This is a genomic window from Salinicoccus jeotgali, from assembly GCF_055379195.1.
This window is the reverse complement of record NZ_AP043830.1, coordinates 344915-364243: the sequence shown is the minus strand read 5'-3', so window position 1 is coordinate 364243 and position 19329 is coordinate 344915. Positions and strand designations below refer to the sequence as shown.

The following is a 19329-nucleotide window of genomic DNA, read 5'->3' as shown; positions in this document are numbered from 1 at the left end:
AGCAGTCGATCTTGGAATCCGTTGACCCTTTCAATATAATGGAATGAAAGAGGTGGATGTCCATGGAACTGAATGAAATGAATCTATTGAACGCCTATGAACGAGGATTTATCGATCAAGATGCAGAAAAGGTCGCCCATCATCCTCCACAGATGATCATCAATTCAAAAGAAGAAAATGTCCTGTCTTCCATACTCGATGAGATGGAAGGGTGTGATGCATTCTTCATTTCTGTCGCTTTCATCACTGAAGGCGGACTTGCTACATTAAAAACAACGTTGCACGAGCTCGCGAAAAGGAATGTAAGAGGAAAAATCATCACCTCTACCTATTTGAATTTCAATAAACCGAAAGTTTTCAAAGCACTGCTCAATATCCCAAACATAGATGTCAGAATAGCTGATAAACAGGGATTTCACGCAAAAGGATATGTCTTCAGCAATGTAGCCTATTCCTCCCTCTTCATAGGGAGTTCAAATTTGACCGATTCTGCACTTAAAAAGAATTATGAATACAATCTCAAATTGACAAGTCTTGATAATGGGGCAGTCCTAAACCATTTCAGGGATCAATTCGATGACTTATGGAATGAAGCAACTCCTGTTGATGCCACTTGGATCATGGAATATGAGCGCATCCATAAAGAACAAACAGACAAACAGAAAATACTCGAAATTATCGAGGACCGTTCCAAATATCAATACAGGACGTCAGGGGCCGAAGGAATAGTGCCGAATTTCATGCAGCAGGAAGCACTGCATTCCCTCAAACAACTTAGGTCCGAAGGCAATGACAAAGGACTTGTGGTATCCGCTACAGGGACCGGAAAGACGTATCTATCTGCCTTTGATGTAAAGCAATTCCGACCAAAACGTATGCTTTTCTTGGCCCACCGTGAGCAGATTCTTGAAAAAGCCAGACAGGATTTCATGACTCTCTTGGAAGACTCGCCTTCCTCATTCGGCGTATTCAGTGGTAATCAAAAATCAACCCACAGCAAATATCTGTTTGCAACAGTCCAGACCATGTCGAATGAAGATACTCTGGGTCAATTCAATCCAACGGAGTTCGACTATATAATAGTAGATGAAGCACATCGTTCAAGCGCGCGTACATACAGGAGGATCATCAATCACTTTAAACCTTCTTTCCTGCTTGGCATGACAGCAACTCCTGAGAGGACAGATGATAATGAGATCTTTGGTCTATTCGACTACAACATCGCTTATGAAATACGACTCCAAAATGCACTAGAGGAGGAAATACTCGCACCCTTCCATTATTTCGGGGTGACTGATTACGAGACCGAAGGTCTAAAGATCGATGATACAAGCGCGTTGTCGGACCTCACCAACATTGAGCGGATCAGACATCTCCATGAGAAGATCCAATACTATGGATATTCGGGCGAAACGCTTTGTGGGCTGATGTTCGTTTCCAATAAAAAAGAAGCGCAGGAGGTTAGCTACGCACTCAATTTGCTCGGTTATCGTACGATTGCGTTGACTGGAGCTGATGCACAGGACAAACGGAGGGAAGCTGCCAGGAATCTTGAGAATGGTCACCTCGATTACATCGTTACAGTGGATATATTCAATGAAGGAATCGACATCCCTTCGGTCAATCAAGTCGTCATGCTGAGACGGACACAATCAAGCATCATCTTCATCCAACAACTCGGGAGAGGACTCAGGAAACATGATGATAAAGAATATCTTACCGTTATAGACTTCATCGGCAACTATAGAAACAATTATCTGATCCCGATTGCCCTAACAGGAGATAACTCCTATAATAAGGACAATTTGAGACGTTCACTGATTGACCGTACACCCCTTCAAGGAGTTTCGACCATCAATTTCGAATCCGTCGCAAAAGAGAAAATCTATCAAGCCATTAATGCGTCTTCCTTGGACAACTTGAGGCACTTGAAGGAGATGTATATATACCTTAAGAATAAAATCGGAAGGAAACCTACATTAGTGGACTTCTACTATGATAAGGATGTAATCGATCCAATGATCATCCTCAATAAATACAGGCATTATCCGGAATTCCTACAGAAGATCAAAGAAGATGACAGCACTCTGGAGGGCCCGATGGATAAGATGCTGACTTTCCTTTCGGAAGAACTGGCCGGTGGAAAACGCATCGTCGAAATGCACCTTCTAAAAGCCCTCATGTCTGGTCCTGTAGATAAGAATGAATTTCAGATGGAGATGCACAAACAAGGATATTACATGTCTGATGCAGTCATGGATTCTGTCATAAGGGTGTTTACACTCGACTTTTTCAGGCAACAGGATATTTTGAAATATGGTTATCCCCTCATCCATCTGGATAGCGGCTATATATATCCTTCGGAATTATTCGAGTCTGCTCTCCATTCAAAGCTCTTCATGAAGCATTACAGACAAATCATGGAACTTTCCTTATTGAATAGCAATCAGTATGATCAATCTCGACCATTGACCCTTAACCAGAAGTATTCCAGAAAAGACGTCTGCCGTATGCTGAATTGGCAAAAAGATGAAGCTTCTACAATGTACGGCTATAAACAAAAACATGGGACATGTCCGGTATTCATCACCTATCATAAAAATGAGGCGGTGGAAGACACCATTAATTACGACGATGAATTTCTCGACCGTCATACGCTCAAATGGTTCACAAGGAGCAACAGGACATTAGCTTCCAAAGAAATCAAATCCATACTTGATGGCCACCAAAACGGGATGCCGATTCATATATTCGTCAAAAAAGACGATGATGAAGGCACTGCCTTCTATTATCTTGGGAAAAGTCGGATTGATTATCATACTCTAAAGGAAACTGTGATGCCTGGAGCATCCGGCAAACCAGTCGTGACCATGCATATGATAATGGAGTCTCCTGTTGAATATAATATCTATAGATATCTCGACGCGAATGTCGTTAAATAGAACAGCGTCCCCCGTATACGGGGGACGCTGTTCTATTATGCTTCTTCCTCGTCTTCAACGGTACGATTGTGATCTTTCAGGAGCGCCACTTTTTTAATCAGATGGTTATCCATATCAAGGACAATCCATCTATCATCAGCTGTATCTATCGTATCGTCAATCTCGAGGTCGGTATTGATGCTCTGCAGCCAACCACCTATGGTATCAATATCATCACTATCATTGAAGTTCAGATCGAATTGTTCTTCCAAATCATCAATCAATACACGACCGGTGATATGATAGATGTTTTCCTCAACCTTCACAATATCAGGCTGTTCGTCCTCATCAAACTCATCGCGGATTTCCCCGACTATCTCTTCAAGGATGTCTTCCATTGTAATCATCCCGGCTGTGCCACCGTATTCATCGATGATTAACGCGATGTGTACACGCTCGCGCTGCATTCTAACCAGTGCATCGCTGATGCGTGATACCTCTGTAATCATCGGGATTTCATGTATATGATCTGCCGGGGTCACTTCTTCATCGGAAACATGGTTCGTTAAAAATTCCCTGACATTTATGAAGCCGATAATCTGATCTTTATCTCCGCTTTCTTCCGTGATGGGGTAACGCGTGAAGTTGTGCTCCTTGATTGTCGCAATGACGTCATCTATATTCACAGGGTCTGCCATTGTGATCATCTGAGTCCTTGGCACCATGATGTCTTTCGCCAACCTCTCATCAAATGAAAATATATTTTGCATATAGGCGAGTTCAGTCTGGTTTATTTCTCCACTCTGATAACTCTGCGTCATTATAATCTTCAGTTCATCTTCTGAGTGAGCCTGCTCAACCGGCACATCTTTAAGGCCAAAGATCCTGACAAGGAATCTGGCAGCACCGTTCATCAGCCAGATGAATGGTTTCATGATGGTACCAAAAAAAGAAAGGGGGCCGGAAAGGGTAAGCGCCAACTTTTCAGCATACTGGATTGCAATCGTCTTAGGCGCAAGTTGTCCTATGACGATGTTCAGGAATGTGACTATTACAAAGGCCATACCAATGACCAATGGCGTCGTCAATTGACTGGGTATCCCCAGCATTTCGAAAAGGGGTGCCAACACAACAGCAAAAGTCGATTCACCAATCCACCCAAGGGCAAGTGCAGTGACAGTAATACCCAATTGACACGCGGACAGGTAATAATCAAGTTTGCCTGTCATCCTGCGCACACGCTGTGCTTTTTTATCACCCTCCTCAGCCAGTTGTTCAATACGCGACATCCGAGCTTTGACAAGTGCAAATTCAGAGCCCACAAAAAACATTGTGAGCAATATAAGTATTATAAAAAAAATCAAGTTCCATAATGTGGTTATATCCAATTAGTTCCCTTTTTTAAAAGGGATTCACCTCCGGTAATATGTGACTGCAATTCTGCGCGGTATGCTTTTTGAAACTATGTTTCTGCATGGGGCCGGCTTTTCAATGGACATATTACTGTTCAGATTCGTCTTCCCAATTGCAGTCACCTCCCAAAAGTTATAATTATGGTTATTTTACCATACATTATTTTATGATTGCTACCGAACTTCATTCTCTCCCCTTGATTAAGGTACAAGCACCCATAATATTTATATTGAATTCGCATATAATTGCTTGTATAATAACTGAAGGGACACATGATAAACAGAATGGAGGTTGTCTTTAATGACTAAACCCTCTTTGGATAAGCGCCTCTGCTTTAATGTATATAGTCTGCACCACCAGATTAGCCGCTTCTACAATAAATCCGTACTGACAGAAATGGAGATTACTTATCCACAATTTTTGGTTTTGAATATTTTATTGGATAAGGAACAAGTCAACATCAAAATGTTGGCTGAAACATTGCGGCTCGACACTGGAACCATTTCTCCTCTGATAAAGCGGATGGAACGGCTTGGACTTGTACATCGCTTTAGAAATCCCACTGATCAGCGCCTTGTAATTCTAGAACCCACAGAGCATGGCAGAAAAATGGGAAAACAGTTGGAAGAAGCTTTTGAAGCTTTTGATGACGTAATCAACCTGACAACCGAAGAGGAGTCCCTCTTTCTTGAATATATACAGCACGTCAATGTAAGACTTGCTGAAAAAAATGCAGCCCGGAAATGATTCCGGACTGCATTTTTTGTTTGTTCCGACTTATTCATCTTCCCTTGGTAAAGCCGAATCCGATGGTGCCATGACCGGTGTGAACACCTGCCACAGTGACGAGTGGTTCTATAACCAGCTTGACATCCGGCAGACGTGTTTCCAGCCGTTTTCTCCATTCTTCGGTCAAGTCGATGCCACCTGCATATACAATGGCAATTGTACTTACCGATTTCTCTCTGACGTATTCTTCCAATTTTTCCATAACATTATTGATGATTTTCTTTTTTGTGCGGAGCTTTTCTCCAATAACTACTTTTCCATCATCGAATTCAAGCTTCAAATGGATATTCAATACAGAAGCGAGCATCGATTGTGATGCTGATACTCTGCCACTCTTCCTCATTTGGTTGAAACTTTTAGGCAGCAAGTATAATTGAGCACGGTCGGTCATGCTTTGAATTTCCTTTACCACCTCTTCAATTCCTTTGTCAGATTCCTTCGATTCGACAGCATGTTCCACCATCTGCTTCATAGGATAGCTTCCAATACGGGAGTCGATGACATGAAGAGGCTTGTCGATGTTTTCAGAAGCACTCAGCGAACTTTGGTAGGTACCCGTAAGTTCACTGGATGCATGGATTGCGATGACCGAATCAAATGAGTCATCCGCTTCTATTTTCTCATAGATCTCCATGAACTCACCGATTGTCGGCTGTGAAGTTTTAGCACCTTCCCCACTCTGCTTCAGCATATCGTAAATCTCTTCAGTTGTTGCATCAACGCCGTCCCTGTAGGCGACTCCGTCGATGATGACAGACATCGGCAATACGAAGACATCATGTTCTTCTGCATAATCTTTTTCTACACCTGAGGACGAATCCGTCACGATTGCTGTTTTCTTCATCGTCATTTTCCCACTTTCTCTATGAAATAACTCCCATAATTCTATCATGCATATAATTTTATTACTATAAATAATCATTGAAGCGCTGAACAGCTTGATAAACATGACCTTTTTCAGCCATCAGGTCCGAATAGCTGCCTGATTCTATTATACTGCCCTGCTCCATATAATGAATATAGTCAAATTCCTCAAGGCGACTTAAGTCATGTGTACTTACAATTACTGTTGGCTGTGCCAATATTTGATCCCACAGTTTTTGTTTGAGCCTGTCATCTAACCGTGCTGTCGGTTCATCCATAATCCACCATGATTTATCTTCGGCCAACATTCTTATGAAGTGCAGACGCTTTTGTTCCCCTCCTGATAGCCGGCCGGTGAATTCGATGATCTCTTCTGGTGTGTAATATGACATTTCCATCATTTCGAGGTCTTGGATAACTTCTGCTCTAGTCTTTTTCAGATGACCGAAAAGAGTAATATTGTCAATGACTGACGCATTGTAGAAGTCGAGATGTTGGGGCATGATGGAGGCATTTTGAAGTAACGCCTCCTGACTGACTTCCTCAGGGCCATGACTTAGACGGATTGAAGATCCACCTTCAATGATGCGTTCAAGTAAGGTTGTCTTACCGGACCCACTACTGCCGATGATTGCGTGCTTTTCACCACGCCTGAAGTTCGCCGTAATCCCTTTTAGGACATCGACTGAGGCAGTGGCATAACGATAATCAAGCAGCGTCACATCTATTTGGTCGAGGGAGACATCGTTCGTTATTGTCGGTTGTGGTGATGTCTCAGCGTTGAGTACCCCTACCGCTTCCTTGACTGATCTGTACCGGCTTGCAGGTTGCATGACCGGCATGACAAGATCGAAATAGCTGAGTACCAGTAACATGATCATAGGTACAAGGAGTGGCATATCTTCATACAGCCAGAATATGATGAACAGGAGTGCTGCAACCTGAAGCAGTTGGGCGATGAACTGCATTGCAGCGTCCGAGAAGGCAACCTTATCTTCTGTTGCTCTCACCCTAGAGATTTCCTGGGAAATCTCTTTTTTCTTATCTTGCGTCCTCCCTGTCACAAACAAGTCGGTAAAGTCGTGGATATAATGATAGAGACGACCATAGAGCGCGTCTTCAACACCATTCCTGGCACGCAGATCATTCGTCACCCGCTTTTCAAACATTTTCGGTATGGCATAAAGAAGCACCAGTGCCACAACTGTCGACATTATTACAAATACTGCCCCGAAATAGATGGATAGAAGAATCAGGAGCATTGATAACAGCAACGCTACGATATACGGATAGACAATGCGGATATAATAATTTTCGACCTCTTCAAAATACTGGTTCAGCCGCTGTATGAATTTAACGCTATGCGTATCCGCATGATTTTGTATGGCGGTTTTGAAGTAATTCAACCTAAGACGCCCGATGAGCCTGAATGTCGCATCATGCGAGAGTAGACGCTCGATATATTTGAAGGCGCCTTTCATCATCCCGAAAAACTTGATTACTGCAATGATGAGGACGATTATGAAAAATGGCGGGTCGAAGAAACTAAGACTGATCATGTAGCCACTGAGTCCGAACAGGGAGACCCCCACCAGACCACCTGCAAGGCCGAGAAGGATGCTGTAGAAGATGTTTTTCCTTTCACTCTTCAAATATTCCATTACAAAGCCCCTCCCCTTACAATGTTACGGTCAGCGAACGTGTAGTGTGCATCAGCAATGCTGAGCAGTTTTCTACGGTGGACCACCGCTATGATGGCACTCTCATGCTTGATTTCATCCAAGTATGAGAGAACCATCTCTTCCGTCGTTGCATCGAGAAACTCAGTAGGTTCATCCATAATGATGATTTCAGGTTTTCTTATCAGTGCACGCGCCATCTTGAGCCGCACCACTTCCCCGCCTGAGAGGGGGATGTTGTGGTTTACGATTTCAGTATGGATGCCCTGCTCCAGATTGTTCAAGCTCCCCATCAAGTCAAGGCGCTCCAATATACTGATGACGTCTTCTTCGCTGTAACGTCCATCAGAAACATAGTCATAGATGGACGTATCCGAGAAATAGACTTCATCGGATATATATCCGATATCATCCGTATGAAGGTATAAAGCGCCTTCAGCAGGGCGGTGGAGTCCAAGCAACATACGCATGAATGTACTTTTACCGATGCCGGAAGGACCTGTTATGGCAGTGAGCCCTGTTTTCGGCAAGGATAGATTCACATTTTCCAGAAGCGATAGCTCCCCATGGCCCATTGAAACACCCTCGAGTGTCACTGCACTCGTCTGAGCATTGAAAATGCGGTACTCTTCGGTTGGTTCTCCCTGATCGATCAACACTTCGATGCGCTCCAAATGCCCTTGGGCAAGCTTGCCATTATGAAATTCGATGCCGAGTACTTTTAATGCATTATAGAACTCGGGTGCCAGCAGCAACGTGAAAAATGCTGCATAGAATGTAATGCCATCAAAAATTATGATCTGCAGTCCAACTTCAAGAGCAATGAGTCCAATCCCGAGGATCGTAATGAACTCAAGCATTAAAGTGGATTGGAAGGCATATTTTAAAATATTCATCGTTTCTTTTACATAGCCCGAATTAAATGATCTGAGCCTATCGATGACCGTTTGTTGAGATTGTGTGTAGCGTACCGTATCCTTCCCCCTTATCAGGTTGAGGAAAAGCGTACCAAGCTCGTCGAACTGCGTGGCCTGAGCTTCCGATTCATCCTTCGTACGCAATCCTACAAGGATGTAATACAATGGTACGAATGGTGCTGTGAATAACATGATGAAAGCAGCATTTTTATGCACGAAGAATGATGCAATGATAATTACTGCCAGTTTGACAGCAGTCTGTATGACAGTAGGGATGAATACCTTTTCGAAAGGGCGGTATTTCTCCATATGGACAAACACTGCATTGAGCATCGCTTCTGATTGCTTTTTGGTGCCATCACCGATCTTCTCAATCAACTCGGTGGTCAATGCCTCTATACGGCTATTTGCAATTTTAGCCGAGGTCACCCTATAGATCATCAACAGCAATGCATAGACGATGAAGAAAAGGCCGGCCAACGTCATCCCTTTAACAGCTGGAGCTTCCTTTTCCATTACAATTTCCTCAAGCACTAGCGAAAGGTTATGTCCAAACAAGACGAAAGCCGCCACGCCCATGGCTGACATCAGTGTATACAACAGGATATATTTCTTCGGTATGTTCAGCTTCATAATTATCCTTTCCATCGACAAAGAACGTGAAGTCACACTTCACGTTCTTTGTCAGCCACCTATATAGCTCATATTGATCTTATTGCGCTTCCGGCGGTTTTCTGCAGTAATTTCCGTTCTGAGATCTGAGTAGCGGTCATCCCGCTTGTTCCATACCCCAGTCAATATCTCTTCCAATTCCCGGTCGGATACACCTTCTCTAAGATGCTTTTTGACATCAAAACCTTCTACCGCAAAAAGGCAGCCATAGAACTTTCCATCTGAGGATAGTCTGGCACGGGTGCATGTCGAACAGAAGCTTTCAGACACGCTGGTGATGAAACCAAGGTGCGAATCTGCGTCATTATGACGATAGACTTTTGCCACTTCCCCATAGTATGCCGGTTCCAAAGGTTCAATATCAAATTCATTCTCAAGAATTTCCAGTATTTCTTTTTTGGTGACCACTTTGTCAAAATTCCACCCATTATCGTTACCGACATCCATAAATTCTATGAATCTCAACGTTACAGGCATAGTTTTGAAGAAGCGGGCCATTGGCAGGATCTCATGGTCATTCAAGCCTTTTTGCACAACCATATTGATTTTAATCTTAAATCCAAGTGAGATTGCATATTCAATCTGCTCGATTATCCTTGAAGTGCCGATGCCGCGATCGTTGATCTGTCCAAACAATTCGTCATCCATCGCATCAAGGCTGATATTGAGTCTCCTGAGGCCTGCTTCATAAAGTTTCTTGCCATGTTTCTTCAACAATAGACCATTTGTGGTCATACCTATATCTTCAATACCTTCTATATCGTTAAGTCTTTTTATCAATACATCGAGGTCCCGTCTAAGAAGCGGTTCCCCGCCGGTGATCCTCAATTTTTTGACGCCCAGGGACGCGTATATTTTTGCAATGCGTTCAATTTCTTCAAAAGACAAAAGCTCATCTTTCTTCATAAACTCGAAATCATCCCCGAAAATCTCTTTCGGCATGCAATATCTGCATCGGAAATTGCAACGATCAGTCACTGATATCCTCAGATCCCGAATCGGTCTGCCAAATTTATCCGTTATGCTTCCCACCATCGTACCCCTCCTCAGTGAAGGTCCGCTTTTCTATTGATGTTCAAGAAATCTGCTACATCAATGTTATAAAGTGTACTGTTCACTTCGATTGTCTTTCTTTCTGCGAATAGTGCTTTCATGCTTCTTCGGTCTGTCGTCAACAATTCTTCAATGTCTGAAGCGAGACCGTCCCCCTGATAGATGCCAACAAGTGGGTGTAGCCTGTCTCCAGCGCGTGTCACAACGATTGACTGGTCATCAAGAGCAACTTCATGCAGCGTCCTGATCCACTCGGGACTGATGTAGGGCGTGTCACATGAAATGATGAGCAACCGCTTATCCGGATAAGCATCGGCAAATGTATATATGCCAGCAAGCGGCCCCTTATCCTTGAACCTTTCCACATCCACTTTTACCGGCATATCACGAAATCGGCCACTTAATCTTGAATTAGTGCTGACCATGATATCATCGCACACGCCGGATTGCGCCATCGCATCTACTATATGCCGATACATCGGTTTGCCGTCTACTTCAAAGAAAGGCTTATCTTCGCCAAAACGGGTGGAGTTCCCCCCTGCCATAACTATGCCTATAGTGTCTGTCATCCTCCACTCACTGGTGGAATCAGAGCAACCTCATCCGTTTTTGAAAGTATGTGCGTATCCTTAACGAATGATTCGTTGCAGGCCACTTGGAAAACATCCCCTTCGAGCGCGGGATATTGCCTATATACCGTTTCTTTCAACTCTTTGACCGTAGGTTCATTTTTGATGTCCAACGTGATGCGGGTATCCCCAATCTTCTCCTTCAGCCCTGCGAACACCATGATATCCATCATTATTCCTCCTCCACACTTGAATGGTACTGACGCTGATGCCCCATCCATTCTTCACCGTCTTCCCATACTTCTTTTTTCCAGATCGGAACAACTTCCTTAATCCGTTCTATCGCATATTCATTGGCTTGATAACTATCTTTCCGATGTGGGGCACTTGTTACTATGACGACAGCAATATCTGATATTTCAAGCTTGCCCACCCGATGGGCGATCGTTGTAATGACTCCAGGCCAACGCTGTGCAATCTCATCCCCGATTTGGGCCATTTTACTCTCCGCCATAGGTTTATAGGCTTCATACTCCAAGTGGACAGTTCTGGTCCCTTTTGTCCACTCGCGCACGTGACCTGTAAACATGCATACAGCCCCTTGCACTTCATTGACCGTATAACTATGGTACTTGTTGATATCTATTGGTGTATCCACTATTTCATATTGCTTCATATTCCAGAACTCCATTCGTCAAACCATTGCATAACCTTAGCCTCATCATACCTCATATCCGCTTCCATTAAAATATTCCGAATCCCTATTTCACTGACATTAGTGTGTCCATCGGAGAAGGAATAGGTCAGTACTATTTTAGGATACGCTTCCTGTTTGTATCCTTCTATCAATACGACATCCATTGCACCTTCAAATTCTGCCAATTGTTCGGTCAGATCGGGATGTCTCCTTGTCTCAATGGTTATGGACGGGGTATTCAATATCGTCGTATCGGCACCTTCAAGCAAAAATCTCTCCGTATCGGTGCTTCCAGCTTCTTCTTGCAGATGATGGTGCTTTATGACTGCAACTTTCCGCTGCTGCTGTTTCAGCCGCTTTACAAGTTTCAATATCAGGGTGGTCTTTCCGGTGTTCTTGAAACCGGTTATCTGCAGAATCTTCATAGATTGAACTGCCTGGCCCCAGTAGTCATATCAGTCATCATCACCTTGACGGGGTCCCCTTTTTGATACCCTCTTGAACCACCCGGTAAAACGATGATGCCATTGCTTCTCGCAATGGACGTGACCGCATTCGACTTATTGAATCCAGCCGGTCTTGCGTATATGCCTCCAGCTCGATAGTCAATCTCTGCCCTGACGAAACGTGTGAACGGGTTGGCTTTTCTAAAGTCACCGTCAAGTACACCATCTACTACAGGTGCATAGATTTTATCGTGCCCCATCATCTTAAGCAGTGCCGGCCTCGCAAACAGTTCAAATCCTGTGTAGCATGCCGAAGGGTTGCCGCTCAACCCGAAGAGTGGAACTGTTCCCAACATGCTTACTGTTGTGACACTCCCCGGACGCATACCTACTTTATTGAAGAGTTCCTCAGCGCCAAGGGCCTCATACAGTTTGGGCAGGAAATCGTAATCGCCTACGGAAACGCCACCCGTTGTGATTATGGCATCCACTTCATCCAACATATCTTCAACGCGTTCGAGAAGTGTGTCAAAATCGTCCGCTTCCAATGCATACATCTTCCCGGTGATGTTCATCCGCTTCAGTTGGCTCAAGATCATTGGGCCATTTGAATTTCTTATCTTACCTGGACTGAGTGGCTGGTCTATTTCTATCAATTCACTCCCTGTAGCCAAAATGCCGACGACAGGTTGTCTGTAGACCTCTACGTTTTCATAGCCGAATGTCGCCAAAGTCGCTACAGTACCAGGATTGATGAACGTGCCCCGAGGGACGATCACTTCGCCTGGTTGACACTCCTCGCCTTTTATCGCAATATTTTCGCCTGGATTAAACGCTTTCCTTACCGTAAAAGTCCCATCACCCATCTTCGCCTGTTCAAACATGACAACTGCGTCAGCACTTGCCGGTACAGGCGCTCCGGTCATTATACGGAAAGCCTCATTTTCTTTAAGTATATAGTCACTTGTCGAGCCTGCTGGCACTTCTTCTGCCACAGTGAACTCGATTCTATCATCACCTGAAGCCCCTATTGAGTCTTTTGAACGTATCGCAAACCCATCCATCGCGGATTTGTCAAAATGGGGCACCGCCATGGTTGCCTTCAGATCCTCCGCTAAAATGCGCCCATATGCTTCCCTATAGGGAACCGCTTCACTCTTAAGAGGCGTTACTTCAGCAACGGCACGATCCACTGCCTCCAGTACAGGGATCGGCTTACGGTTCAAATTCATATCATCCCTACTTTCATATTATGAATTCTGTTATACTCATTATACTAGAAAGGAAGTTTAAATTGTCGAAATTCACTCATTTCAACCAGGAAGGCAGAGCCCGGATGGTCGATGTATCCGATAAAGAGGTAACGACTCGTACAGCGCTCGCCAAAAGTACGCTTATTGTTTCTAAAGAAATACATGAAGCCATCACAGGAAAGACTGTCGAAAAAGGTGACGTGCTTTCTGTGGCACAAGTTTCCGGCATCATGGCTGCAAAGAACACACATCAGATCATACCGATGTGCCATCCGCTTCCGCTGTCCGGCATAGATATTTCCTTCACTTGGGATTTATCTGATGGCTACGCACTTCATATTGAAGCAACAGTTAAGACTTCCGGCCGCACCGGTGTCGAAATGGAGGCACTGACAGCAGCAAGTGCAGCTGCCCTGACCGTCTACGATATGTGCAAGGCCATCGATAAGGGAATGATCATCCGCGAAACCGCCCTCATCTCGAAGACTGGCGGGAAGTCCGGGGATTACCATATAGACAAGTAAAGCGTGCCATACGGCACGCTTTTATTTGTTCAATTCGTGGACGATATGGTTTAATTCGGGGACAATCAACCGTTCCATCGCCAATCTGACTGCGCCTGTCGATCCCGGCAATGAGAGCAGCACTGCGTTGCCGATGCTTCCGGCTACAGCCCTTGAGAGTATACTTCGTGACCCGATATCCTCCGTAAAGCTAAGCATACGGAAAATTTCTCCGAATCCTTCTATCTCCTTATCAAAAAGGGGGCGCACTGCTTCGATGGTAACATCTCTAGGCGCTATGCCCGTCCCCCCCGTGGTTATGATGGCATCGACGCCGTTATCCAAAAGCTCGTGCACCGCATCCACAATCTCTTGCTGGTCATCTTTGACGATGCTGTACCACTCCGGCTTGATTTCCACATTCATTCCTGAGACGTAATCCATGACAAGGCGTCCGCCTTTATCACTTTCCTTAGTGCGTGTATCGCTGACCGTTATGATGCCCATACGGATTTCGCGATCTATCTCCCCCACTAGACTCATAATGCTCCTCCTATCCGAACAATTGGTTGATAAGGGTCTTCGCGCGATTCATATCATCCAGGCCATGGATTAGGATGCGTCCATTATTGAAGCAGACGAACCTTTGTCCACTATAGTGGAACTCCTGGAAGTACGGCGTGCGGTTTACTTTCATATCCAGCCGAGTCAATGTATGGTTTACAACTTCTTCAGTCAGCCGACCGTCAATCACCTGGACGGTATCACGGCCGCATAGCCGCATGGCATTATCCGTATCCTCTTCTTCAAGTGCCGGATAGACAGGGGCATACCCACATGTCCTACAATCTGAGTCTTTCATTGCGTCAACCTTGTATTTCATATGTTCCATATCCCAGACGTTACCGATCCGTAAGTAATAAGGCGCTTCATATTGGTCTGTAAGCATTTTAATTGCAGTCGTGACCTGTTCGGCCACTGCCATCTGTACTGCAGGCGCGATGATACCGGCAGTGTCACACGTCAATGTGGTACTCGGCAGCACCGGCACCAGACAGCGGTAGCATGGTGTGGCGCGGGGCACAAAACCACAGCTGCTGTAAGAGGCTTCTACACAAGCTGCATAGACCCAAGGCTTCGACGATTTATATGCAACGTCATTGATCAGCAGGCGCGTATCAAAGTTATCTGTCCCGTCCAACAGGATATCTGCCTCCATGGCGAGCTCCGTCAATAGCGGGCCATCGCAATGCGCGATATGTGCATCTACCTCGAGGTCTGGACGGATTGATTGTAGGCGTTCTTTCGCAGCAATTACTTTCGGTTTCTTATCATCTGCATCCTGTTCGGTAAAAAGGGTTTGGCGCTGAAGATTGGAGTGTTCGACATAGTCACGGTCAATCATGATCAGCTTGCCGATACCTGCCCGTGCAAGCAGTTCACTGGAAAGGGAACCGAGCGCCCCGGCCCCAATGATGAGGGCCGTACGTGAGCCGATCAGGCGCTGGCCTTCTGCCCCTATTCTATTAAAAAGCATCTGCCTCGAATATCGTTCCATATCATCCCTCTTATGCAAGTTCATTTTTCTTAAGGTTACTATTCATGTAGAACATTGTAAACAGACTGATGATGCAGAAGACTGACAGCAGGATGAATCCAATTGCATAGCTACCAGTCAAATTGTGTGCCTGATCAATTACAATCGGCGGGAAAAAGCCACCCAGGCCACCCATCATTGCAACGATTCCATTACTGATACCCGCCTGTTTAGAGAAGTATGTCGGCACGAACTTGAAGACAAGTCCATTTCCAATCCCCGCGCATACCGCTGCAAGCAAACTTCCCAGGGTAAACAAGAAGATGAAATTATATGTGAAGGCAAGGAGTAGTCCTGAAACGGTCAAGCCGATAAATACAATGATCAAAGAATGCAGCGCATTGAACCTATCACCGATCAGGCCACCTATTGGTCTAAGAACCGTCGCAATTATAATGAAGACTGCGGTTCTGACACCAGCATCCAAGGTCGTCAGTCCAAACAATGCTTCATCCGTCAGAAATGCCGGTAAGAAGAGTCCGAAAGCGACGAAAGCACCAAATGTAATGAAGTACCATAAGTTGAAGAAATAGAACTTATAGTCGCGCATGACTTCCTTGAATTGCTTGCCGAGAGGCAGACTTACTTTCTTTTCGTTTCTGTCGCCCAATATGAACTGCAGAATGGCAAATAGCGCCAATACTACAAGATATGTCTGGACAGCTGCCTGCCAGCCACCAAATGCGAGGGCCAGTAATGGTGCCCCGAAGCTTGTCACGGCAGTACCGATATTACCCATGGCATATACACCATTGACAAACCCATGCTTTTCTTTCGGATAATACTTTGGAAGACTCGTAACACCCACACTGAAAATCGCTCCACCGACTCCGAGGAACACCGCTGCTATCATAAGGTCCATCGGTGTAGTAGCGATACTCAGATAGAAGACTGGAACCAAAAGGAAAATGAAGCTGAACAGGAACACTAGGCGCGCTCCGATCTTATTGGCCAGTATGCCGAATGGTATGCGCAGGACGGAACCTAGAATCACCGGTAGGGCAACAATCAAAGATTGCTGCGCGGCCGCTTCCGGGATATCTTCGACGATTTCAGGGAAGAGCGGTGCAAGCAATGTCCACACCATGAATCCGGCAAGTAGACTGAATGTGTGGAGAATCAGCTGCTTTTTACCCATTTTCTCATTCATAGGAATCAACCTCTTTTATTTTATATTGTGATTTATTATACATACATAGTATAATTCAAAAACCTCAATATAGTTAAGAAGGGAAAACCCTATATTTACCGGCGGAACCTCACGCCGGCTCAGTGATGAGTGTATTCACTTGTTCAAACAGCACTTCTTCGTCAACTGTTTTCAACATTTTATCTGCCATTTCAAAAAGGACCGATTCCTCTTTCACCATATGTACCATCAGCACTTCATAAGCTTCCATGACGTCTTTCACCATTTCATTCATGCTCTCAAGGGACATTTCGTTCATATCATGCATGGAGTGATGAAAGAAGTGGGCGATATATGAATCTATCTCTGCATGCTCTTCTTCAATCGACATGATCGGTCCCTGCTCCAACCCGATGTATGCACCAAGCATCGGAAAGAAGAATCTTTCTTCCTTCTCCTGATGTCGCTTCAAAGGTTTTTCGAATTCATTCAATTTCTGCCTGAGATCTTTGATGACCATCAGCCCCTCCAACCTGCTTTTAACATCATCATGTTCAAACTTCAGCACCAATTGAAACCAGTCATCCATCAAATACTTCAGATAACGATGCTCGTTTTCCAGCACTCTCAATGCTTTCACTTTAAACTGAAACGCTTCCTGTGCCACTCCATTCCCCTCCATTTAAAAATCCATGAGTTTTTTCTTCATTGCATACTCAACAAGTTCCGGACGTGATGTCAATTCCAGTTTCTCCATGATTCTTGATTTATGTGCCTCAATCGTTTTGACGGAAACAAAAAGCATGCCTGCAATATCTTTGTTTCCATACCCTTTGGCGATTAGTGGTAGGATTTCCAACTCCCTTTTTGTCAGGATGTTGAATGGTTCATTCGAATGCTCCGGATACTGATCATTTTTCAGCAGCCGTTCCATATCTTCATCCATCAGCACTGGATCAATGTACCGTTTACCGTTGTAAATTGTCCTGATTGCTGAAATCAATTCGTCGTCTGGTGAATTCTTCAATATATAACCATGTGCGCCACTTTTGAAAGTATGGGTGATATATTCCTCATCATCATACATGGTCAAAATCAATACTTTGATTTCTGGAAAAGCTTCTGTAATACGACTGGCTGCAAAAAGACCGGACTCTCCCGGTGGCATACTCAAATCCAACAGGAGAACATCCGGTCTAAGCTCATTTACTTTATCAAATGCCTGCCTGCCGTCTGCAGCCGTCCCGATCACTTTCATATCTGGCTGGTAATCGATCAGCATACTGAAGCCTGTGCGGACTACTGCATGATCGTCTGCTATGACTATATTCATTCCAACGCCTCCTTATAAAGGGATCGAACCTGATACTGTCGTGCCATTACCTGGGGCGCTGTCTATGGTCACGTTGCCGTTAACGCTACTTACACGTTCATTCATGCCAAAAAGGCCGAGTCCTGTACCCAGTGGATGGCTATTCAGATCAAACCCGAGTCCTCCGTCACGTATTTCAAAATTGAGGGAGTGGCCTGAGATATCCTCAATCTCGTGCAAATCGACTTCCACGGTCTCTACATCTGCGTACTTCGCTGCATTGAAAATCGCTTCCTGGATAATCCTGTAGACGACTGTCTCCACTTCAGGGTTGAAGCGCTTATTGTGCATATCCAAGTGGCACTCTACAGTCATGCCGTACTGTCTCTCCACCCATTTGAAATGGGTTTTAAGCGCAGCTTCCAGTCCAAGGTCATCGAGACTTGCAGGTCGTAGTTCTACAGAGATGTTTCTGACATAATCCAATAGGCGACTTAAAAACTCTTCCGATTTCTGCATCTTCTCAGTTAATGCATCATGGTCCTCGATATATTTGAACAATCTCATCTCAAGCAATACATTAAGAAGTTCTTGGGTCACCCCATCATGCAAGTCCCTCGAAATCCGTTTTCTTTCATCTTCCTGGGCTTGGATGATGCGTTGTGTCAATCGTTTTTGATGTTCCATCTCTTGTGTTTTAAGTTGTTCAGATAATGGATTCAAAGTAAACACACTGATGCCTTCTTCTGGATCTATGCGCTGAAAGTTGGCGATGAATGGTTCTATACTCCCATCCCTGGTACGCATATACACCTGGAATGTCACCTTTTCGTCCATATGCAGATAACAGTTGTTGCATTCTATACGTCCTTCTCCCACATACATGCCTTGACAATGTGAGCAGATATGCTGAAATTGCGATTTATCATAATCTGTATCGTCCAATGTGCGCGATGCATGAGCATTCATATAGACGATTTCGCCATCTCCATTGACGAAAAGGATCATTTCTTTAGACTGGTGAAACATTGCTTCAAGTAGACCGATCAGATTAGCTTCCTTCATTAGCTACCAACTCTTTCAAAATTTGTTGCCTGAGATGCTTCTCTATATATTCCTTTATCTCCTCGTATTCCTTTTGAGGAAAATACCTTACTTGTCTATTACCCAATAAAACGATACCGATAACTTCTTCGGTATCGTTCCACAGAGGCATTGCAATAAAACTTTTCAGCCGTTCTATTTTGATCATTGGATACTGGAAAACGTCGCTATCCATCTCTATACGCTCGATTGCATCAACAACCAATGATTTTCCTGTTTTCATTACGATGCCCGGGATGCCTTTGCCGCTTCTGAGTTCGATCTTTCTCCAACGGTCATTTGTACTCCCAATATTGTATTTCCATTTTATGCTGTGGCAGCGGTTGCATTCAACATCCGTCAATGCCACTGTATCAAATAGGTATTTCTCTTTTATATCAGTAAGAATTTTTTCCATCTTATCCATATCCC

General features: G+C 44.5%; 20 protein-coding genes. 3 read left to right on the top strand and 17 right to left on the bottom strand.

The features are described 5' to 3' along the window. Window positions 1-62: 62 nt before the first annotated feature. Entirely contained in the window at window positions 63-2942 is a 2880-nt protein-coding gene (locus ACZ43I_RS01830) for a DEAD/DEAH box helicase (RefSeq protein WP_344704580.1), read from the top strand. Between the two features lie 35 nt (window positions 2943-2977). Here ACZ43I_RS01830 and ACZ43I_RS01825 read toward each other — a convergent pair whose 3' ends face one another. Continuing rightward, entirely contained in the window at window positions 2978-4309 is a 1332-nt protein-coding gene (locus ACZ43I_RS01825) for a hemolysin family protein (protein WP_344704582.1), read from the bottom strand. A gap of 325 nt (window positions 4310-4634) precedes the next feature. Between ACZ43I_RS01825 and ACZ43I_RS01820 the strand changes: the two genes are divergently transcribed. After that, window positions 4635-5081, top strand: a complete 447-nt coding sequence (locus ACZ43I_RS01820; RefSeq protein WP_344704586.1) for a MarR family winged helix-turn-helix transcriptional regulator — start codon at window positions 4635-4637, stop codon at window positions 5079-5081. Between the two features lie 34 nt (window positions 5082-5115). Here the strand turns inward: ACZ43I_RS01820 and ACZ43I_RS01815 are convergent, their stop codons facing one another. From ACZ43I_RS01815 to ACZ43I_RS01775, 9 genes are all read right to left on the bottom strand, one after another. Beyond that, window positions 5116-5967 (bottom strand): DegV family protein, encoded by an 852-nt coding sequence (locus tag ACZ43I_RS01815; RefSeq protein ID WP_344704588.1) that lies wholly within the window; start codon window positions 5965-5967, stop codon window positions 5116-5118. A 64-nt stretch (window positions 5968-6031) separates the two neighbouring features. Then, the gene (locus ACZ43I_RS01810; protein WP_344704590.1) at window positions 6032-7648 is read right to left on the bottom strand and encodes an ATP-binding cassette domain-containing protein; all 1617 of its coding nucleotides are present in this window, start codon (window positions 7646-7648) and stop codon (window positions 6032-6034) included. Continuing rightward, on the bottom strand, window positions 7648-9216 hold the full coding sequence (locus ACZ43I_RS01805) for an ATP-binding cassette domain-containing protein (RefSeq protein WP_344704592.1): 1569 nt from the start codon (window positions 9214-9216) through the stop codon (window positions 7648-7650). Before ACZ43I_RS01805 ends, ACZ43I_RS01810 begins: the two co-directional genes overlap by 1 nt. Before the next feature lie 51 nt (window positions 9217-9267). After that, entirely contained in the window at window positions 9268-10290 is a 1023-nt protein-coding gene (gene moaA / locus ACZ43I_RS01800) for a GTP 3',8-cyclase MoaA (RefSeq protein ID WP_344704594.1), read from the bottom strand. 11 nt (window positions 10291-10301) lie between these two features. Further along, window positions 10302-10877, bottom strand: coding sequence for a molybdenum cofactor guanylyltransferase (mobA, locus tag ACZ43I_RS01795; RefSeq protein WP_344704596.1), 576 nt, complete (start codon window positions 10875-10877; stop codon window positions 10302-10304). Next, window positions 10874-11110, bottom strand: coding sequence for a molybdopterin converting factor subunit 1 (moaD, locus tag ACZ43I_RS01790; protein ID WP_344704598.1), 237 nt, complete (start codon window positions 11108-11110; stop codon window positions 10874-10876). The genes mobA and moaD overlap by 4 nt, the downstream gene beginning before the upstream one ends. Continuing rightward, entirely contained in the window at window positions 11110-11553 is a 444-nt protein-coding gene (locus tag ACZ43I_RS01785; protein WP_344704600.1) for a molybdenum cofactor biosynthesis protein MoaE, read from the bottom strand. The genes moaD and ACZ43I_RS01785 overlap by 1 nt, the downstream gene beginning before the upstream one ends. Beyond that, window positions 11550-11999, bottom strand: coding sequence for a molybdopterin-guanine dinucleotide biosynthesis protein B (gene mobB, locus ACZ43I_RS01780; RefSeq protein ID WP_344704601.1), 450 nt, complete (start codon window positions 11997-11999; stop codon window positions 11550-11552). The genes ACZ43I_RS01785 and mobB overlap by 4 nt, the downstream gene beginning before the upstream one ends. Beyond that, window positions 11996-13252 (bottom strand): molybdopterin molybdotransferase MoeA, encoded by a 1257-nt coding sequence (locus ACZ43I_RS01775; protein WP_344704602.1) that lies wholly within the window; start codon window positions 13250-13252, stop codon window positions 11996-11998. The genes mobB and ACZ43I_RS01775 overlap by 4 nt, the downstream gene beginning before the upstream one ends. Window positions 13253-13314: 62 nt before the next feature. On the opposite strand from ACZ43I_RS01775, the gene moaC reads away from it, so the two are divergent. After that, entirely contained in the window at window positions 13315-13797 is a 483-nt protein-coding gene (gene moaC, locus ACZ43I_RS01770; RefSeq protein ID WP_344704604.1) for a cyclic pyranopterin monophosphate synthase MoaC, read from the top strand. A gap of 21 nt (window positions 13798-13818) precedes the next feature. Here moaC and ACZ43I_RS01765 read toward each other — a convergent pair whose 3' ends face one another. From ACZ43I_RS01765 to ACZ43I_RS01735, 7 genes are all read right to left on the bottom strand, one after another. Next, the gene (locus ACZ43I_RS01765) at window positions 13819-14319 is read right to left on the bottom strand and encodes a MogA/MoaB family molybdenum cofactor biosynthesis protein (RefSeq protein WP_344704606.1); all 501 of its coding nucleotides are present in this window, start codon (window positions 14317-14319) and stop codon (window positions 13819-13821) included. Window positions 14320-14329: 10 nt separating this feature from the next. Beyond that, the gene (locus tag ACZ43I_RS01760; RefSeq protein WP_344704608.1) at window positions 14330-15334 is read right to left on the bottom strand and encodes a ThiF family adenylyltransferase; all 1005 of its coding nucleotides are present in this window, start codon (window positions 15332-15334) and stop codon (window positions 14330-14332) included. Window positions 15335-15344: 10 nt separating this feature from the next. Next, on the bottom strand, window positions 15345-16523 hold the full coding sequence (locus tag ACZ43I_RS01755) for a nitrate/nitrite transporter (RefSeq protein ID WP_344704610.1): 1179 nt from the start codon (window positions 16521-16523) through the stop codon (window positions 15345-15347). Window positions 16524-16632: 109 nt separating this feature from the next. Then, on the bottom strand, window positions 16633-17169 hold the full coding sequence (locus tag ACZ43I_RS01750; RefSeq protein ID WP_344704612.1) for a hemerythrin domain-containing protein: 537 nt from the start codon (window positions 17167-17169) through the stop codon (window positions 16633-16635). Between the two features lie 15 nt (window positions 17170-17184). Continuing rightward, window positions 17185-17835: a response regulator transcription factor gene (locus tag ACZ43I_RS01745; protein WP_344704614.1), complete on the bottom strand. Its 651-nt coding sequence runs from the start codon at window positions 17833-17835 to the stop codon at window positions 17185-17187. A gap of 12 nt (window positions 17836-17847) precedes the next feature. Continuing rightward, a complete protein-coding gene (locus ACZ43I_RS01740; protein WP_344704616.1) occupies window positions 17848-18879 on the bottom strand; it encodes a sensor histidine kinase in 1032 nt (343 codons plus the stop codon). Next, the gene (locus ACZ43I_RS01735; RefSeq protein WP_344704618.1) at window positions 18866-19324 is read right to left on the bottom strand and encodes a GAF domain-containing protein; all 459 of its coding nucleotides are present in this window, start codon (window positions 19322-19324) and stop codon (window positions 18866-18868) included. The genes ACZ43I_RS01740 and ACZ43I_RS01735 overlap by 14 nt, the downstream gene beginning before the upstream one ends. Window positions 19325-19329: the final 5 nt, after the last annotated feature.